Origin of the sequence: Eggerthia catenaformis OT 569 = DSM 20559 (genome assembly GCF_000340375.1) — a bacterium.
GTDB classification, from domain to species: domain Bacteria; phylum Bacillota_I; class Bacilli_A; order Erysipelotrichales; family Coprobacillaceae; genus Eggerthia; species Eggerthia catenaformis.
The window spans coordinates 280,146-296,074 of the sequence record NZ_KB446647.1 but is presented as its reverse complement, the minus strand read 5'-3'; the positions used below and the strand labels follow the sequence as shown (position 1 = coordinate 296,074).

20 protein-coding genes are annotated in these 15,929 nt (G+C 29.1%); all 20 read right to left on the bottom strand.

The window, feature by feature from the left end; genetic code table 11:
- Positions 1 to 317 precede the first annotated feature (317 nt).
- The gene (locus HMPREF9943_RS03945; protein WP_004802231.1) at positions 318 to 1,520 is read right to left on the bottom strand and encodes a phosphopentomutase; all 1,203 of its coding nucleotides are present in this window, start codon (positions 1,518 to 1,520) and stop codon (positions 318 to 320) included.
- Positions 1,513 to 2,406 carry a site-specific tyrosine recombinase/integron integrase gene (xerA, locus tag HMPREF9943_RS03940; protein WP_004802229.1) on the bottom strand — a complete coding sequence of 298 codons (894 nt, stop codon included), beginning with the start codon at positions 2,404 to 2,406 and terminating at the stop codon, positions 1,513 to 1,515. The genes HMPREF9943_RS03945 and xerA overlap by 8 nt, the downstream gene beginning before the upstream one ends.
- Before the next feature lie 2 nt (positions 2,407 to 2,408).
- Positions 2,409 to 3,584, bottom strand: coding sequence for a DNA polymerase IV (dinB, locus tag HMPREF9943_RS03935; protein WP_004802228.1), 1,176 nt, complete (start codon positions 3,582 to 3,584; stop codon positions 2,409 to 2,411).
- Positions 3,585 to 5,246, bottom strand: coding sequence for a DNA repair protein RecN (recN, locus tag HMPREF9943_RS03930; RefSeq protein WP_004802227.1), 1,662 nt, complete (start codon positions 5,244 to 5,246; stop codon positions 3,585 to 3,587). It abuts the gene before it with no gap.
- A 4-nt stretch (positions 5,247 to 5,250) separates the two neighbouring features.
- On the bottom strand, positions 5,251 to 6,057 hold the full coding sequence (locus HMPREF9943_RS03925; RefSeq protein WP_004802224.1) for a TlyA family RNA methyltransferase: 807 nt from the start codon (positions 6,055 to 6,057) through the stop codon (positions 5,251 to 5,253).
- Entirely contained in the window at positions 6,050 to 7,909 is a 1,860-nt protein-coding gene (gene dxs / locus HMPREF9943_RS03920; protein ID WP_004802223.1) for a 1-deoxy-D-xylulose-5-phosphate synthase, read from the bottom strand. Before dxs ends, HMPREF9943_RS03925 begins: the two co-directional genes overlap by 8 nt.
- 1 nt (position 7,910) lies before the next feature.
- The gene (locus HMPREF9943_RS03915; RefSeq protein ID WP_004802221.1) at positions 7,911 to 8,750 is read right to left on the bottom strand and encodes a polyprenyl synthetase family protein; all 840 of its coding nucleotides are present in this window, start codon (positions 8,748 to 8,750) and stop codon (positions 7,911 to 7,913) included.
- Positions 8,743 to 8,967, bottom strand: a complete 225-nt coding sequence (xseB, locus tag HMPREF9943_RS03910) for an exodeoxyribonuclease VII small subunit (protein WP_004802219.1) — start codon at positions 8,965 to 8,967, stop codon at positions 8,743 to 8,745. Before xseB ends, HMPREF9943_RS03915 begins: the two co-directional genes overlap by 8 nt.
- A 14-nt stretch (positions 8,968 to 8,981) precedes the next feature.
- Entirely contained in the window at positions 8,982 to 10,298 is a 1,317-nt protein-coding gene (xseA, locus tag HMPREF9943_RS03905; protein ID WP_004802218.1) for an exodeoxyribonuclease VII large subunit, read from the bottom strand.
- Positions 10,299 to 10,703 (bottom strand): transcription antitermination factor NusB, encoded by a 405-nt coding sequence (gene nusB / locus HMPREF9943_RS03900; protein ID WP_004802215.1) that lies wholly within the window; start codon positions 10,701 to 10,703, stop codon positions 10,299 to 10,301.
- A 125-nt stretch (positions 10,704 to 10,828) separates the two neighbouring features.
- Entirely contained in the window at positions 10,829 to 11,173 is a 345-nt protein-coding gene (locus HMPREF9943_RS03895; protein ID WP_004802214.1) for an Asp23/Gls24 family envelope stress response protein, read from the bottom strand.
- A 104-nt stretch (positions 11,174 to 11,277) separates the two neighbouring features.
- The gene (gene efp / locus HMPREF9943_RS03890) at positions 11,278 to 11,835 is read right to left on the bottom strand and encodes an elongation factor P (RefSeq protein ID WP_004802212.1); all 558 of its coding nucleotides are present in this window, start codon (positions 11,833 to 11,835) and stop codon (positions 11,278 to 11,280) included.
- Positions 11,836 to 11,905: 70 nt separating this feature from the next.
- Positions 11,906 to 12,259 (bottom strand): hypothetical protein, encoded by a 354-nt coding sequence (locus HMPREF9943_RS03885; protein WP_155957272.1) that lies wholly within the window; start codon positions 12,257 to 12,259, stop codon positions 11,906 to 11,908.
- Positions 12,260 to 12,264: 5 nt separating this feature from the next.
- Entirely contained in the window at positions 12,265 to 12,639 is a 375-nt protein-coding gene (locus HMPREF9943_RS10465; protein WP_425244742.1) for a competence type IV pilus minor pilin ComGF, read from the bottom strand.
- Positions 12,639 to 12,851, bottom strand: a complete 213-nt coding sequence (locus HMPREF9943_RS03880; RefSeq protein ID WP_004802209.1) for a hypothetical protein — start codon at positions 12,849 to 12,851, stop codon at positions 12,639 to 12,641. The genes HMPREF9943_RS10465 and HMPREF9943_RS03880 overlap by 1 nt, the downstream gene beginning before the upstream one ends.
- Positions 12,841 to 13,239 (bottom strand): prepilin-type N-terminal cleavage/methylation domain-containing protein, encoded by a 399-nt coding sequence (locus HMPREF9943_RS03875; protein WP_004802208.1) that lies wholly within the window; start codon positions 13,237 to 13,239, stop codon positions 12,841 to 12,843. The genes HMPREF9943_RS03880 and HMPREF9943_RS03875 overlap by 11 nt, the downstream gene beginning before the upstream one ends.
- A complete protein-coding gene (comGC, locus tag HMPREF9943_RS03870; RefSeq protein WP_004802205.1) occupies positions 13,229 to 13,534 on the bottom strand; it encodes a competence type IV pilus major pilin ComGC in 306 nt (101 codons plus the stop codon). Before comGC ends, HMPREF9943_RS03875 begins: the two co-directional genes overlap by 11 nt.
- On the bottom strand, positions 13,527 to 13,964 hold the full coding sequence (locus HMPREF9943_RS03865; protein WP_040402591.1) for a hypothetical protein: 438 nt from the start codon (positions 13,962 to 13,964) through the stop codon (positions 13,527 to 13,529). The genes comGC and HMPREF9943_RS03865 overlap by 8 nt, the downstream gene beginning before the upstream one ends.
- Positions 13,951 to 14,949, bottom strand: coding sequence for a type II secretion system F family protein (locus tag HMPREF9943_RS03860; RefSeq protein ID WP_004802202.1), 999 nt, complete (start codon positions 14,947 to 14,949; stop codon positions 13,951 to 13,953). The genes HMPREF9943_RS03865 and HMPREF9943_RS03860 overlap by 14 nt, the downstream gene beginning before the upstream one ends.
- Positions 14,942 to 15,928, bottom strand: a complete 987-nt coding sequence (locus tag HMPREF9943_RS03855; RefSeq protein WP_004802200.1) for an ATPase, T2SS/T4P/T4SS family — start codon at positions 15,926 to 15,928, stop codon at positions 14,942 to 14,944. Before HMPREF9943_RS03855 ends, HMPREF9943_RS03860 begins: the two co-directional genes overlap by 8 nt.
- Position 15,929 lies beyond the last annotated feature (1 nt).

The window sequence follows — 15,929 nt, the reverse complement described above, 5'->3', positions numbered from 1 at the left end:
CTTCTGTTTAAATAACATATAACTTCGCATAATGTATATTATGTAATTTTTATAGTATATGATTAACTATTATATAGAAACTAGACAATACTATTAGGAATAAATTTATACATAATATATATAAGTAGATAATATATTTTTCTTTTTTATAATTATTATATAGTGCTAGACTAGAAACAATAACCATACTAGTACAAAGCAAATAATAAATAATATCTAGAATAAATCTCTTATGTGAAATGCTTAATCCAAAGATAAATAATAATAAACCTAACAATGTTGCAGCTAATGACAAGATAATAACTTTTCTAGGATTATTATCCATTATCATCTCTCTTTAATTCATTTAAAATTGAATATCCAATACCAGGATTCTCTACATTAAAGTTATCTGCAATTGTAGCTCCAATCACTGCATAGCTTTCCAAAACTCCTAAATTAACTGGATTCATTAGAGTTTTGCTATAGATAATTAATGGTACATGCTCTCTGGTATGATCAGTACCAGTCCATGTAGGATCATTGCCATGATCTGCCGTAATCATCAGCAAATCATCATCATTCATTTCTTTCATTAGATCAGTTAATTGTTCATCAAATTTAACAATAGCATTTCCATAACCAATAGGATCTCTTCGATGACCATAAACAGCATCAAAATCAACTAAATTTACGAAAATCAGTCCTTTATGATCTTTTTTAGCTAAATCAATAGTTTTATTCATGCCATCAATATTATTATCAGTATGGATTTCTTCTGTAATTCCTGCATGGTCAAATATATCAGGTATTTTACCAACTCCAACAACATCATATCCATTTTCCTTTAAACTGTCCAATACAGTCTTATTAAATGGTTTTAAGGCATAATCATGACGATGTGGTGTTCTTTTGAACTCCCCTTTTTTCTTGCCTATATAAGGTCTGGCAATCACTCTTCCTACTTTCCATTCATCTTTCATTAAAAGATCTCTTGCGATTTCACAAGCTTTATAGAGTTCTTCTAATGAAATAATCTCCTCATTAGCAGCTATCTGAAATACAGAATCAGCAGATGTATAAACAATCCATTGACCGGTCTTAATCTGTTCTTCTCCTAATTCATCTAAAATAACTGTACCACTTGACGCATAATTACCTAAGCATTTTCTGCCTGTTTTTTCTTCAAATAGTTTAATAAATTCTTCAGGAAATCCAGTTTCAGTAAACGTCAGGAATGGCTTCTCTACTTTAAGTCCCATCATCTCCCAATGTCCTGTCATTGTATCTTTTCCATTTGATACTTCTTTTAAAGCAGCAATAGTACCTAAATGATGTTTTATAGGGTGAATGCCTTTAAAATTACCAAGATTTCCTAATCCTAATCTTTCAAGATTAAGAACTTTTAATCCACCACAAACATCGCAGATATGAGCAATGGTATTAGCACCTTTATCACCAAACTTTTCTGCATCTTCAGCATTGCCAATTCCCATTGAATCACAGACTATCACAAATATACGTTTATACTCTTTATTCATTTTTACCTACCTTCTTTCTATTACCTGGATGAAATCTGTTATAATCTTCAACAAGCTTCTCATTTGCTATATGAGTGTAAATTGTTGTAGTTACTAAATTACTATGTCCTAATAGCTCTTGAATACTTCTTAAATTCGCTCCTCCTTCTAATAAAGTTGTCGCATATGTATGTCTAAGCTTATGAGGAGAAACAGAAGCCTTAATTCCTGCTTTTAATGATATATGAGATAAAATACGATAAAAATTCTCACGAGATATTTTTTCTCCTTTTTCAGTTAAAAATATATAGACTGATTTTTTTTTATTTAATGCAAGCCTTGCAGAATTTAAATAATCATGGATCAGTTTACATGTTATATCATCTAAAGGAACAATACGCTCTTTATTTCCTTTTCCAATAATTTTTATCTGTCTCATTTTTTCTGAGAAATCATTTGTCTTCACATTAATAAGCTCGGATACTCTTATTCCGGAAGAAATAAGCAATGAAATCATACAATAATCTCTCATTCCTTTAATGCTGGCTATATCAAGAGAATGAAGCATAGCAGCAATATCTTTAATAGATAATACTGATGGAAGCTTCTTTTGTGTTTTAGGAAGATCTATTGATGATAACGGGTTTTCTTTAATTAATTCTTCCTTATATAAATAAGAGAAAAACTGTCTTAATGAAATAACCTTTCTTTGAATAGATGCAGAAGCATAATGAGTATTCAAATAATGAAGATATTCCTGAATATCTTTAACAGTTATTTGATTAAAGTTTTTCTTTTTAATTTCAAAAAACAAAGAAAGATCTCTTATATAAGCCATTGAAGTATTCCGGCTTAACCCTTTTTCTATTAATAAGTAAGTTTGAAAATCTTGTAGAATATCATTCATATTTAACCTTTATTTAATAAATCACTTGCTTTCATCAAATGAAGAGAATTATTTTCATTAAGTTCCTCAATAAAAGTATTGATATCTTCACCCTTCTTTTTTGAAGAAGTCATATCAAAAATAGACATCTGTACTTTTACATCCTTAATATTCAATGTATCATTCATCCCTATACCAATAAGTCTTATTTGCTGATTAGAATAGTTTCTTCTTAGAAGTATTATAGCATAATTATAAATATCTTCATAATCATTTGTATAGTGGTTAATAACCATCTGTCTTGTTAATGAATGCATATAGTCGCTTTTTAAAGTAATGCCTATATGATTTGATACCAGATTATACTGCTTAGCACGCTCTGATAGAGCCAGAACAATATTCTTATAAGCTTCTTCTATTTCCTCAAGACTATCTAAATCTCTTTCAAAAGTCATAGAATGACTTATACTTTTGGCATCACTTTCATCATATTCTATTTTAGAATCATCTTTTCCATTAGCTCTTTGATAATATATGAGTGCCTTTCTACCCAAAATCGTCCTTAATACAGTGTAATTACTATAATTCGCCACATCACCTATTGTCTTTATATTATTCTCAATAAGCTTAGGAGCAGTTTTTTTACCAATCCCATACATTTCATTAACAGACAAAGGCCATAAAATCTCTTTAATATTACTTTTTGTAATAATTGTTATACCTAAAGGCTTTTTCATATCACTTGCCATCTTTGATAGAAATTTATTGGGAGAAATTCCAATAGAACAAGGTAAATTCAGCTTATTTAAAATCTCCTGTTGAATCTTATAAGCTAAAGCATATGGCTGCATATAACTCTCGGTAATCATTTCGCTAAAATCTGCATAGCATTCATCAATACTGGCAATCTGAATCATTTTTGTGTAGCTACGTATAATATCAAAAAACTGATTTGAAAGAGAACGGTACAAATCAAAATGAGGACTAACAATAATGAGATTTTTGCATTTTTCTTTTGCCTGATATAAAGGCATTGCTGAATGAATACCATACTTTCTTGCTTCATAACTGGCAGTAGAAACAACCGCCCTTCTAGAATCTCTAGAAATAACCACCGGTTGATTATTTAATGACGGATTCTTACTAATTTCTGCACTCACAAAAAAAGCATTTAAATCAATATGAAATATAACTCTCATTTATAAATCCTTTTTTTGCTGAAGCAATGCTTTTGCATTATTAATTGCTTCATTAGTAATCACATTACTTGACAGCATTTTTGCAATTTCAGCAACTCTTTCCTGATTATTAAGCTCTTTTATGGAGCTATATGTCTCAGCATTATCAGACTCTTTAATAATTGAATAATGATGTTTTGCATGAACCGCCACCTGAGGTAAATGTGTAATACAAATCACCTGTTTAAACGCTGATAACTGTTCCATTTTTGCACCGATTGCATCAGCGGCTTTTCCACTGACACCGGTATCTACTTCATCAAAAATAATAGTATCTGTTACATTATCAACAAAAGTAATAGTTTTAATAGCCAGCATCATACGAGACATCTCTCCTCCACTTGCTGACTCACTAATAGGTATAAACGCACTCCCTCTATTCATAGCAGCCATAAATATAATTTTATCAGTTCCACTCTTATTTAAAGAGCTTTTGTCAAAATGAACTTTTAATAAAGCTTGAGGCATATAAAGATCTTCGAGCTGATTCTTTATTTCTTTTTCAAACTCAATAGCTGCATCTTTTCTTAAATAATGCAGTTTTTTAGCTTTTTCAATTGCCTGATTATATAACAGATTTTTCTTCTTATAAAGTTCAGCAATTATACTTTCTCTATTCATAGATAATTCTATTTTTTCTTTTAGGTTTTCTTTAGCAGCAATTATTTTTTCTATAGAATAGCCATATTTGCGCTGTATTTTTTGAATTTTAAATAATTCTTCCTGAAGTTCATTAAAACGATACTCATCAAAAGAAAAAGAATGATAATGATTCATAATCTCTGAATAAATATCTTTTAAATTATAATACTCATTATAAAGATGATCATAACTATCTGAAAATACATTGAAATCTTTAAGTTGATTTAATTCATCAATTGCATCAGATAAATATTCAAGTACTCCACCATGTGAACCATTGAATAATCTATCAAATTCATTAATATGAAGATTCATTTTTTCATAATTCTTCATTAAATTGAGCTCATTTTCAATTTCTTCAATATCTTCATCTGTATATGAAAAATCTTTAATTTCATTATACTGTGACTGATAATATTCAATAGCCTCATCACTCATTTCTTCTTCAGAAATCATTTTTAGCTTAGATTCAATCTTCTTATAATTATTATAACTAGATTGATAATCATCAATCATATCCTGAGAAATCTTAGCATATTGATCTAAAATAGAAAGATGTTTATCAGCAGAAAATAAGGATTGAGTCTCAAATTGAGAATGAATATGAATAAGATAAGGTGCTAATAATTTTAAGGCATTATTTGTCGCATTACGATAATTAATCTTGATATGTGATTTACCATTTTCATATATTTCTTTTGTTATTATAGTTTCATTATCAAAATCTATATTAATAGAGTTAAAAATAGCTAAAAGCTCCGTTGATTTTTCAAGATAAAAAACACCTTCAATAATAGCTTTATCTTTTCCTTTACGTACCATCGTATTTGAAGCACGGTTACCTGTAAGCTGTCCAATAGCATCTATAATAATAGATTTTCCTGCACCGGTTTCACCTGTTAATACAGACATATGATCATGAAAATCTATCTGCATTTTATCAATAATCACAAATGATGAAATATATAAACTATTAAGCATAAAATCACTTCCTTTCAAAATTAAAATGTGCCTGCTCTACAACTTCTTTTATATCTATATTAATATTCTTATTTTCTTCTAATTTAAAATAGGCTAAAAATTCAATATTCCCTTCTCCGCCTGTAATAGGTGAAAATGTTAATCCATGACAATAAAAAGAATCTTCCGCAGCAAATTTTAATACCTTTTTAATAACTTCAATATGGACATTTTTATCCCTAACAATTCCCTTTTTTCCTACATATTCTCTTCCTGCTTCAAATTGTGGTTTAATTAAAGCAATAACTTCACCATCCAATGAGATAATATCTTTTAATGGATGAAAAATATGGCTTAAAGAAATAAAAGAGACATCAATAGAAGCAAAAGATGGCTTTCCATTCTTAAAATCTTCTAATCTACTGTAACGAAAATTTGTTTTTTCCATCACAATAACTTGAGGATGATTTCTTAGTTTCCATGCTAACTGATTAGTTCCAACATCTAATGCATAGACTAAAGAAATACCATTTTGGAGTGCACAATCAGTAAATCCACCAGTAGATGAACCAATATCAAGCATTATTCTATTTTTAAGGTAAATATTAAAATAATGAATAGCTTTTTCAAGTTTCAAACCGCCACGTGAGACATATCTAAATTGTTCCCCTTTAATAGATAATTTTGTCTGTCTTTCTATTTTTATTCCGGGTTTATCAAGAATCTGATGGTCATCATGTATTATTCCAGCCATGATAGCTCTTTTGGCTTTCTCTCTTGATTCAAATAGCCCCTGCTCTACACAGAGAATATCAACTCTTTCTTTACTCATTTACTACCTCTTTAATTAGACTATATAAATCATTAAGACTTATTTTTTCTTGATTCATTAGCTCTTCAACTGATCCATGTGCTACATAATGATCCTCTAATCCTATAAAATGCATATTAACAGAATTCTGCTTATTAGCATAATAATAAGCAATTGCCTCTCCTAACGATCCTTTCTTCATTACTGTTTCATAAACAATAATTTTAGTCTCTTTTATTTCTTCTAGCAATTTATAATCAATAGGTTTTAAAAACAATGCATTGATAAGATTAATTCTGTAATTATTTTCATTAGCAGCTTTTCTTATTTTACTAACACTATCACCATATGTGATAATAGTAACAGAATTATTTTCACTATAAAGTTCCTTTTTCCATTGCCCTATTTTCATAATCTGATCATTATGAACAGGGAGTCTCATTAAGGTGCTTTTTGAATATCTAATAATATAGGGTTTATCCCTTAATCGATAAGCTGTATTCATCATCGCTTCAGCTTCCAACTGATTTGACGGTACCATAATAACTACATTCGGTAAAGGCATAAATAATCCTAAATCAAATACTCCGTGATGCGTAGAACCATCTTCTCCTACTAATCCGACACGATCAATACCAATCAAACAAGGTATATTCATTCTGGCAATATCATGATTTAGCTGATCATAAGCTCTTTGAGAGAAAGATGAATAAATACTTAAGAAAGGAAACATGCCTCCAATTGATAGACCACCTATAAACGTCATTGCATGTTCTTCCGCAATACCTACATCAAAACAGCGTTCAGGATACTTCTCAAATACTTTATTCAAACAGCTTCCGGTAATCATTGCAGGTGTAACAGCACAGATATCATTATAATTGGTCATCATGTATAGTAAATGCTGACTAATTGCCTGACTCCATGTCTGTTCATTCTTTGAATAGGAAGGTAAAATCCCTTCATCAAGATTAAATGAAGATACACCATGATATAAGCCAATCTTATCTTTTTCTGCTTTAGGATATCCTTTACCTTTAATCGTTTTAACATGTAATACAACGCTATGATCTATATCTTTTACAGTACTTAATGCTTGGATAAGATCATTCATATTGTGTCCATCAATGGGACCTATGTAATCAAGACCAAAATGAGAAAACAATGTATCATCTAATACCTTATCCTTTAATGCATCCTTCATTTTCTTGGTTGCCTCATATATTTTCTTGCCGGCATTTGTTTTAGATAAGAAATGTACATAATTCTGTCTAGCACGCTTAAAGCCTTTAGAAACTCTAACATCAGATAAAAAATCAGATAATCCTCCAACATTTTTTGTAATAGACATATTATTATCGTTTAAAATAATAATAACTTTAGTATGACTGCTGCCTATATAATTCAAAGCTTCAAATGACTCTCCGCTCATAATTGCAGCATCACCTACAAAAGCTATAACTTCATAATCTGATTTTTTTAAATCTCTAGCAGTTGCAAGCCCAATACTTGCTGACAAAGCAGTAGAAGAATGTCCAGCCTCCCATATATCATATGGACTTTCACTTCTTTTCTGAAATCCGCTTAATCCTTGATATTGTCGCAAAGTATCAAACTGACAAGCTCTACCGCTAAGTATTTTATGAATATAAGCCTGATGTCCTACATCAAATAATATTTTATCTTTTGGAAAATTAAAAACATAGTGCAAAGCTACAGTTAATTCTACAACTCCAAGATTACTTGAAAAATGTCCTCCGGTTTTTGCAACAGAATGCATAGTAAAATCTCTAATTTCTGAAGAAAGATTTTCCAACTGTTTTATATTTAATTGTTTTAGAAATTGAGAATCTTTAATTTCTTTAATATCCAAATTAATTCACCCTTTTTATGACTTTCTCAATAATTTCAATAAGTAAGCCATGATTTAATTGTAATCCATATATATCTTCTAAACATTTATTAAACAATTCAGTTATATATTTTTGCGACTTTTCTATCCCTAAAAAAGTAACATACGTAGACTTATGATTTGTTGCATCAGAACCAGTATTTTTACCTAATTCATTAGGATTACTAATTACATCAAGAATATCATCTTGTATTTGAAAAGCTAAGCCCAAATGAAAACCTAAATCAGTCATTGGCTTAAAATCTTCCTGTTTAGCAATAATTGATGCTATTTGTAAAGGAGCAGCTATCAGACAGCCTGTTTTATAATGATGAATATTTTCTAGTTCAGATAAATCAGCACTCTTATTTTCAAAATATATATCCTGCTGCTGTCCATAAATCATACCATTCATTCCAGAAGCATTAAATAAAAGTTTAATAATTTCTATTTTTAAATGGTCTTCAACATCAAGACCGGCAATAACATTCATTGATTCATTCAACAGCCCGTCACCGGCAAGAATAGCAGTAGCTTCATCAAACTGTTTATGACAAGATGGTTTCCCTCTTCTTAAGTCATCATTATCCATAGCAGGAAGATCATCATGAATAAGTGAATAAGTATGTATCATTTCAATAGCACAGGCAATATCAAGATACTCATCATACTTAATTCCATAAGCATGTAAAGCAGTAAGCAATAAAGAACCCCGCAATCTTTTTCCTCCGGACATTGTTGAATAAATCATTGCCTCTTTAACCTTACCTTCTTTTAACTGACTAAGAATCTCATACAGTCTCTTATTAATCAATTCAATCATTTGTTTCACCTTCATAGGATTTTAACTGATTATCTTCAAAAATTTTAATTACTCTATCCTCAATATTTTTTAGTTTATCATCACAGTATTTAGACAAAGCTATACCTTCTTCATATAATTTGATACTTTCATCTAAAGAAACTTCGTTTTTCTCAAGAATAGAAATTATTTCTTCTAAACGATTCATTGCTTCTTCATATGTATATTTTTTATTCATTCTACTTACTCCTCTTATTGAATCTTTGCTTTCTTCGTACCATCATAAAAATGAATATCCACTATATCATCTTTATGAATATCATTCTTTGATTTAATAATTTTTTCTTCACTCTTAACAACAGAATAACCTTTAGATAATATTTTTAAAGGACTCACTAAATCAAGCTTTTCAATACACATCTGAAAACTCATTTTTACTTTCATAAGATTGTTTTGAAAATAATGAGTCAAACGATCTTCATTAACATTCTTTTTTATACTTTCCTGCTGTATTCTATTCTTCATTGCATTACCCATTCGCTCATTTTTAGAAAATAATTCATTATGACAATCATTAATAGTCAGACGAGCATGCTTAGATAACTTATCTTTAAAAGCAGCTAATCTAATAAATTCATTCTCATATAAATAACCCGGATTCTTAAAAATATAATAATTCTCAGATTGCGTGAGAAGCATTTTTTTATTTTTTATATATGTTTTTACAAGATTATTAAGTTTATTATATGTTATGTATAGATGTTTTTTTAGCTCTTTTTGATCCGGAGTTGCATATACCGCAGCTGCGGTTGGTGTTGCTGCTCTGTAATCACTTACAAAATCAGTAAGAGTAAAATCAGTTTCATGTCCGATACCGCTAATAAGAGGTGTTTCCAGCTTATAGATACATTTAACAAGATCCTCCTCATTAAAGTTCCACAAGTCTTCTAAAGAACCTCCTCCTCTGGCTAGAATGATTGTTGAGCAATGTAATTTATCAACAAAATTTAAAGTATCAATAATTTTCTTATAAGCTTCCACTCCCTGTACAGGAATAGGAAAAATAACAATATTAACAAAAGGAAATCTGAGTTTTATAGTTCTTAAAACATCCTGTAAAGCAGCACCTTGTTTGGCAGATAAAACAGCAATTCTGCTTGGAAAAGAAGGAATTTTCTTTTTATGATTCTGATCAAACAATCCTTCCTTCTCCAGTTTCTTTTTTAGGATTTCAAAACGATAAGCCAAATCCCCAATACCGGCTTCTCTCATATCTTTAATATAAATCTGATATGTACCTGTTTTTTCATATACTGAAACATGACATCTTACTTGTACTTTAAGTCCATTTGTCACCTTAAAAGGAACTTTTTTTGCATATGAAGAAAACATAATAGCATTAATGCTTGCGTATTTATCTTTCAAGGTAAAGTACATATGGCCACTGGCATGAGGACGATAATTTGATATTTCACCTTCAATAAAAAGATTCTGCAACTGATAATCATTATCTAATACTGCCTTAATATATTTATTAAGAGCATGTACACTTAAATATTTTCTTTCCATTTAAACAATATCGTTAAGAACACCATTAATAAATTTATAAGAATCTTCATCACAGTATTCTTTAGCATTAATAACAGCCTCATTAATAACAATGCTTTTATCAAGATCAGAATCAAGTAATTCACTGGTAGATACAAGTAAAATAGCTGCCTCCATTTTATTAAGACGATTAAAACTCCATCCTTTTTTCAGCTGTTTTTCAATAACCTGAATATAGTTATCCTTGTTTTTGAGAACATTTTCTATTAACTGAATACAGAATTCATAAGCCCTCGCCCCTTCTATTAGCTGATCATCAGCTTTTATATAATTTTTCATATCAGTCCAAGAAGCATCCACAATCAAATTCTGATAAACGCAAATGATTGCTTTCTGTCTTGCAACTTGACGTATTGTTTTAGCCATAAAAATCCTCCAATTATAACCTCATTCATTTTATCATAAAATCCTATAAATTGGAATTACTGCATTAAAAGAGTAATGAAAAAGACATCTATCCTAACAGATAAATGTCTCATATGATATTACGCTTAAAAATCAATACTTTCAACACAGATATCAACTGATTTTACAGCTACATTAGCCATGTCTTTAACTGTATTAGCAATCATTCTTTGAAGTTCTTTTGTTTTTTTAGTGACTTTAATACCATATTTTACCTTAATATGTAAAGTAATGCTTACCTCATTATTCTCAATCTGACAATTGACTAATTTTTTTGTACCCGGCATTGCAAATCCTTTTGAAGCATCAAGACTAACATCTTTATCTTCAGCTATAACCTGTTTTGCGATAATATCAAATACCTGAATACTCATCATGATATCTCCATTAATTGGACTTTCCTTATATGTATAATATTCATTCTTTGCCATAAATGTACACCTCTCTCAATCTCTATTGTATAAGAATTTGATAAATATTACAAGAAATAAAAAGGAATCATTCAATGATTCTATGAATGATTCTTTATATTATATTATGCACGTCCTACATATTTTCCATCTGTAGTATTTACTAATACAATTTCTCCTTCAGAAATAAATAATGGTACTCTAATTTCATATCCCGTTTCAATTTTAGCTAATTTAGTGGCACCCTGAGCAGTATCACCTTTGATTGCCGGTTCAGTTTCAGTAACAGTAAATGGAACATTAACAGGTAAAGAAACACCTAAGATTTCTCCTTCAAAGCTTGTTACTTCAACTTCATCACTTGCTTTCATAAAATTTTGTTCCCATACTAAACGGTCTGCAGGGATTTCAATTTGATCATATGTCTCATTGTCCATAAATACCAGCATACCGCCATTATCATATAAATACTGCATTTTACGCTTTTCAATATGAGCTCTTGCAACCTTTTCACTGTTTCCAAACGTGATTTCAGTCGTTGATCCAGTTCTCATATTCTTCATCTTAACCTTGATATTTGCAGCTGCTCTAGCTGTTTTATTGTGTGAATATTCAAGCACTATATATAAGTTACCATCATACTGAAAAGTTATTCCCGGTCTTAAATCGCCAACATTAATCATTTTTTGTTTTCCTCCTCATAGTCTTATAGATTATAACAAATAACTAATCTCTTGTAAAATAGATTTTTAATTAACACCATTGCCAGTTTAATACTGATAAATTTGTTTGATCAATCGTAATTATTAAGTGCTTACTTATTTTAGGAAAAATACATTCAATTTCCTTATTATTTTCAAATCCCTTTATTCTATAACTAACATCAGCAACCTGACCACTTGAATAATCATAATTAGCAATTTTCTTAATAAAATAACGTTTCATATAAACTTCTATTTGTCTTTGCTGATTAAGCTTATCTTCATATTTATACAGTGTATTTTTCTGAATTATAAAGGAACTATAAATCACAACAAAGGACAGAAGAATACAATAAATAATCAATGTAATTTGTAAGACATTCCCTTTATCGCTTTTAGCTATCACAATTCTCATTTTGCTTTATACATATCACCAATCAGATATGATATCTCCTGACTATTTCTTTTAATTTTCATTATTAAATAGTTATCTCTATTTATAAACTGGACATCATCTATATTATCAATAATTATTTCATATCCGGGCTGCTTAACCAATCTATGATTATCTATCTTAATTGTATACTTCAGATTATCATGAGTTTGGCAAGTAAGCTCCTTATGACAGGAAATAACTGATGAAACAAGCAGATAATCTGAAAGCTGCTTTGCACCTAAAGATAAGTCTTCATTATATGTCAGTTGAACTGTATAAGTGTTTTTTATTAAGGTAAAAGCATTGAATATGATAATAATTGTAATAGATAAAGAAAATAATACCTCTATTAGCGTAAAACCTCTTTGATCTTTAATTCTTCATCCCTCCCATTTTCAATAATTTCTAATTCTTTTTGTTGTCCTTTTAAATGATGTCTATTGATCTTAGTGACAGAGTGATTTAAAACCGTAATCAGACTAATAAATAATACTAATACAGTCGTGTAAATCATAAAGGCAAACAATGATTCTACCAAAGATGATCCTTTATTATTTAACATAAAAGACACCGCTTCCTACCTGAAAAACAAAGCGTACTTCGTTATAAGGTGTTCTTAAAACTAATGTTTTTGCAATTTTAATATGACCTTTCTCATTGTAAGAAAACATATGTCTGTTCCTGAAAAAATAACCCTTGTTTAAAATAACAGTTTTCTTATAATCATTATCATTCATGACAATTTTATCCTGATAAACTTCACATATTACTTTTCTTTTATTCACCAATGCTCTCATTTTCGCTTCATAAAAAATTCCGGAAATCAGACTCACCTGTTCTTTTGTATTAATAGTTTTTTTATGATAAACAAAGCTAAAAGAAGAAATAATAATCATAATAGAAACCACAAACAGCATCTCTATCAAAGTAAAGCCTCTATTATTTAGCATATGCCTGTCCATTACTGATATAGATTGATTTTCCATTAGGACACTTTGTCTGTTTAGTGGTCAGATAGGGATGTGATCCGGATGTTAAATCAGAAATGCTTGTAGGTAGATGTTCATGCTCTATTTCATATAGGATAATCTGACTATTGACAACTTCTATCTGGGCATCACAACTTTTATTCTTCACAACCTTATTTTTACTTGTAACATTAGGAATCACAAGGAGCAGAATAATAAGAATTACTGAGACGCAAAACACCATTTCAATTAAAGTAAAACCTTTTTTATTAAACATATAAAACCTCACTTTCAATAAAATTATACATAGTAGATAAAAACTCATAAGAAGATTTATTAGATAATTGTGCTAACAAAAAAGCAATTGCAATTATCATATATTTCTGCCAATAGAAAGTATTCTTTTCTATACCAATAAAATATACTCCGTTTTCAATGAATATAACTATATAAAGCTCATGAGAAAATCCCGGTAAGTAGCCATTATAATCTTTCATTTTATACTTAAAATATTCTGATAAATAATAAATATGATTAATCAACCTATAATAAGCAATTTTTCTTAGTTTTAAAATATATTCAGTATGTTCTATAAGACTATCAAAAATATTTTCTATATCAAATTCCTCATTCCATATTAACTGACTGTCATGCTCTGAAAGCTTTAGTAAACCGGCTAATTCCATAATATCTTTAGATACTGCCAATAATATTCATCATTGGCAGTATAATAGCTAGGTAAGTCATTATGACAAAAAATGCCACAAAGGTATAGACAGCAGGAATAAAACATTTTATAAATCGGTTAATTTTTTCTTCTATCTGATTTATTGAAATATCAATATAATTTTGCATTGAACATATTTTCTTTGGTGATTTTAGATACATTTTATACATAGTTATAAAAAGTGGATCAAAATATTCAAGATTTTCAATAATATTTTCAAATAAATCACCTTTACTAATATACGAATATATCTCATAGATCACAATTTTAATATCACTTCCGGTCATTCTCTCATTTAATAATTTAATAATCATATTAGTATCAATCTGATCTTTTAGAAGTTCATTAAAATAAATACTAAACTTTAAAGTAAAATACTTCTGTATATACTTTTTTAAGTATGGCATACGCAGAAATTTTTCTATTTTCATATAATCCTTATTTCTTAAGGATATAAAAAAGCTAAAGAAAAAAAGAAAAACTGAAGTAAAGACAAGAATGATCAATATCGGAACTATTCTGATCATATTAAAAAGAATAAGAAAATAAATAGAGTAAGATATTGAAAAGGAAACAAACAATTCATTAACCTTAGGAAACAGAATAAATATAGAAAATAACGAAAACATTAATAAGAAAAGCAGAAGAATTAATGGATAAGTCAACTGACTCACCAGCTTTTTCTTTGTGCTATCAATATTTTTGCAAATATCTAAAGCATTCCTAATAGCATCTGATAAAATTAATTTTTTGCTGAAAAACTCATAATATTCAATAAACTCTTTAGACAGATGCTTATCAGCAATTACCTGCTTCAAATCCGCACCTTTATCAATATTCTTCAGCATTGAAGAAATAGCCTTATGAGATGAAATATCTTTACAAATAAGTAATGTATCCTGAATACTGTATCCCTGCTCTAAAAGATGATACAGATTTTCTAGAAAAAGATAATCATTATTCATTAAGTTCTTCCTCAAAAAGATAACTGCTGCAATATTCTTCTTTAATAAGATACAAAGCGCTTTTTCTAAAAGTTAAATAATTTATTTTTCGACGATTGAAATAATCTTTTATTTCTTTGCGATTAAGCATTTCAGGAAGAATTAAAGCCTTTTTTAACTCCAAATCATATTTCATTTTTTGAGAAACAATGCCTATTAAGACATCTTCCAAATCGTCTTTATCAATACCAAGATTTATGAGTCTTTTTATAACCAGCAATGCATTAGAAGCGTGAATTGTAGACAATACTAAATGTCCTGTTAATGCCGCTGTAATAGCCAGTTTTGCTGTTTTTTCATCTCTTATTTCACCAATCATAATAACATCAGGATCATGCCGTAAAATCTGTCTTAAACTACCGACATAATCAATTCCTATAAGTTCATTCATTTCAATCTGCAAACAGTGTTCCTTTTCCATTTCTATCGGATCTTCCAATGTCACAATATTTCTGCCACCCATATCAATAAGTCTATCCAGCATTGCGTATAATGTAGTTGATTTACCACTCCCTGTAGCACCTGAAACAAGAAACAGTCCTGATTTAATTATGCAGATATTCTTTAAGAAATCAGTAAATTCTTTAATCTGAGATAATTCATTTAAAGTAATCTTATTATGATTATTCAGAATTCTAATAACCATACTTTCAAAATGCAGTCCCGGTAAGTAAGATAATCTTAAGTAATAAATATGATCATTAATAAAATAATGAAAAGCACCTGTCTGAGGTACAAGACGATAATTAACATTAATAAATGATCTATATTTTAAATAATTCATAAGCTTGCTTCCTTCTTCATTATTTAAATCATCATAATGTATAAGCTGTCCGAATATTCTAAATTCAATGGAAAGTTTCTTATCCAGCTTCAAATGAATATCCGTAGCTTTTTTACAGACAGCATGATAAAATATCATTTCAAATAATTCATCCATA

What these genes read in the sequence shown, in the direction of transcription:
- efp (WP_004802212.1), bottom strand. Translation starts at nt 11,835, where the DNA reads ATGATTAATGTTGGCGATTTAAGACCGGGAATAACTTTTCAGTATGAT.
- HMPREF9943_RS03880 (WP_004802209.1), bottom strand. Translation starts at nt 12,851, where the DNA reads ATGTTAAATAATAAAGGATCATCTTTGGTAGAATCATTGTTTGCCTTT.
- dinB (WP_004802228.1), bottom strand. Translation starts at nt 3,584, where the DNA reads ATGAGAGTTATATTTCATATTGATTTAAATGCTTTTTTTGTGAGTGCA.
- xseA (WP_004802218.1), bottom strand. Translation starts at nt 10,298, where the DNA reads ATGGAAAGAAAATATTTAAGTGTACATGCTCTTAATAAATATATTAAG.
- HMPREF9943_RS03855 (WP_004802200.1), bottom strand. Translation starts at nt 15,928, where the DNA reads ATGGATGAATTATTTGAAATGATATTTTATCATGCTGTCTGTAAAAAA.
- xerA (WP_004802229.1), bottom strand. Translation starts at nt 2,406, where the DNA reads ATGAATGATATTCTACAAGATTTTCAAACTTACTTATTAATAGAAAAA.
- xseB (WP_004802219.1), bottom strand. Translation starts at nt 8,967, where the DNA reads ATGAATAAAAAATATACATATGAAGAAGCAATGAATCGTTTAGAAGAA.
- HMPREF9943_RS03925 (WP_004802224.1), bottom strand. Translation starts at nt 6,057, where the DNA reads ATGAGTAAAGAAAGAGTTGATATTCTCTGTGTAGAGCAGGGGCTATTT.
- comGC (WP_004802205.1), bottom strand. Translation starts at nt 13,534, where the DNA reads ATGTTTAATAAAAAAGGTTTTACTTTAATTGAAATGGTGTTTTGCGTC.
- recN (WP_004802227.1), bottom strand. Translation starts at nt 5,246, where the DNA reads ATGCTTAATAGTTTATATATTTCATCATTTGTGATTATTGATAAAATG.
- HMPREF9943_RS03860 (WP_004802202.1), bottom strand. Translation starts at nt 14,949, where the DNA reads ATGAATAATGATTATCTTTTTCTAGAAAATCTGTATCATCTTTTAGAG.
- HMPREF9943_RS03945 (WP_004802231.1), bottom strand. Translation starts at nt 1,520, where the DNA reads ATGAATAAAGAGTATAAACGTATATTTGTGATAGTCTGTGATTCAATG.
- HMPREF9943_RS03915 (WP_004802221.1), bottom strand. Translation starts at nt 8,750, where the DNA reads ATGATTGAATTGATTAATAAGAGACTGTATGAGATTCTTAGTCAGTTA.
- nusB (WP_004802215.1), bottom strand. Translation starts at nt 10,703, where the DNA reads ATGGCTAAAACAATACGTCAAGTTGCAAGACAGAAAGCAATCATTTGC.
- HMPREF9943_RS03895 (WP_004802214.1), bottom strand. Translation starts at nt 11,173, where the DNA reads ATGGCAAAGAATGAATATTATACATATAAGGAAAGTCCAATTAATGGA.
- HMPREF9943_RS03875 (WP_004802208.1), bottom strand. Translation starts at nt 13,239, where the DNA reads ATGCTAAATAATAGAGGCTTTACTTTGATAGAGATGCTGTTTGTGGTT.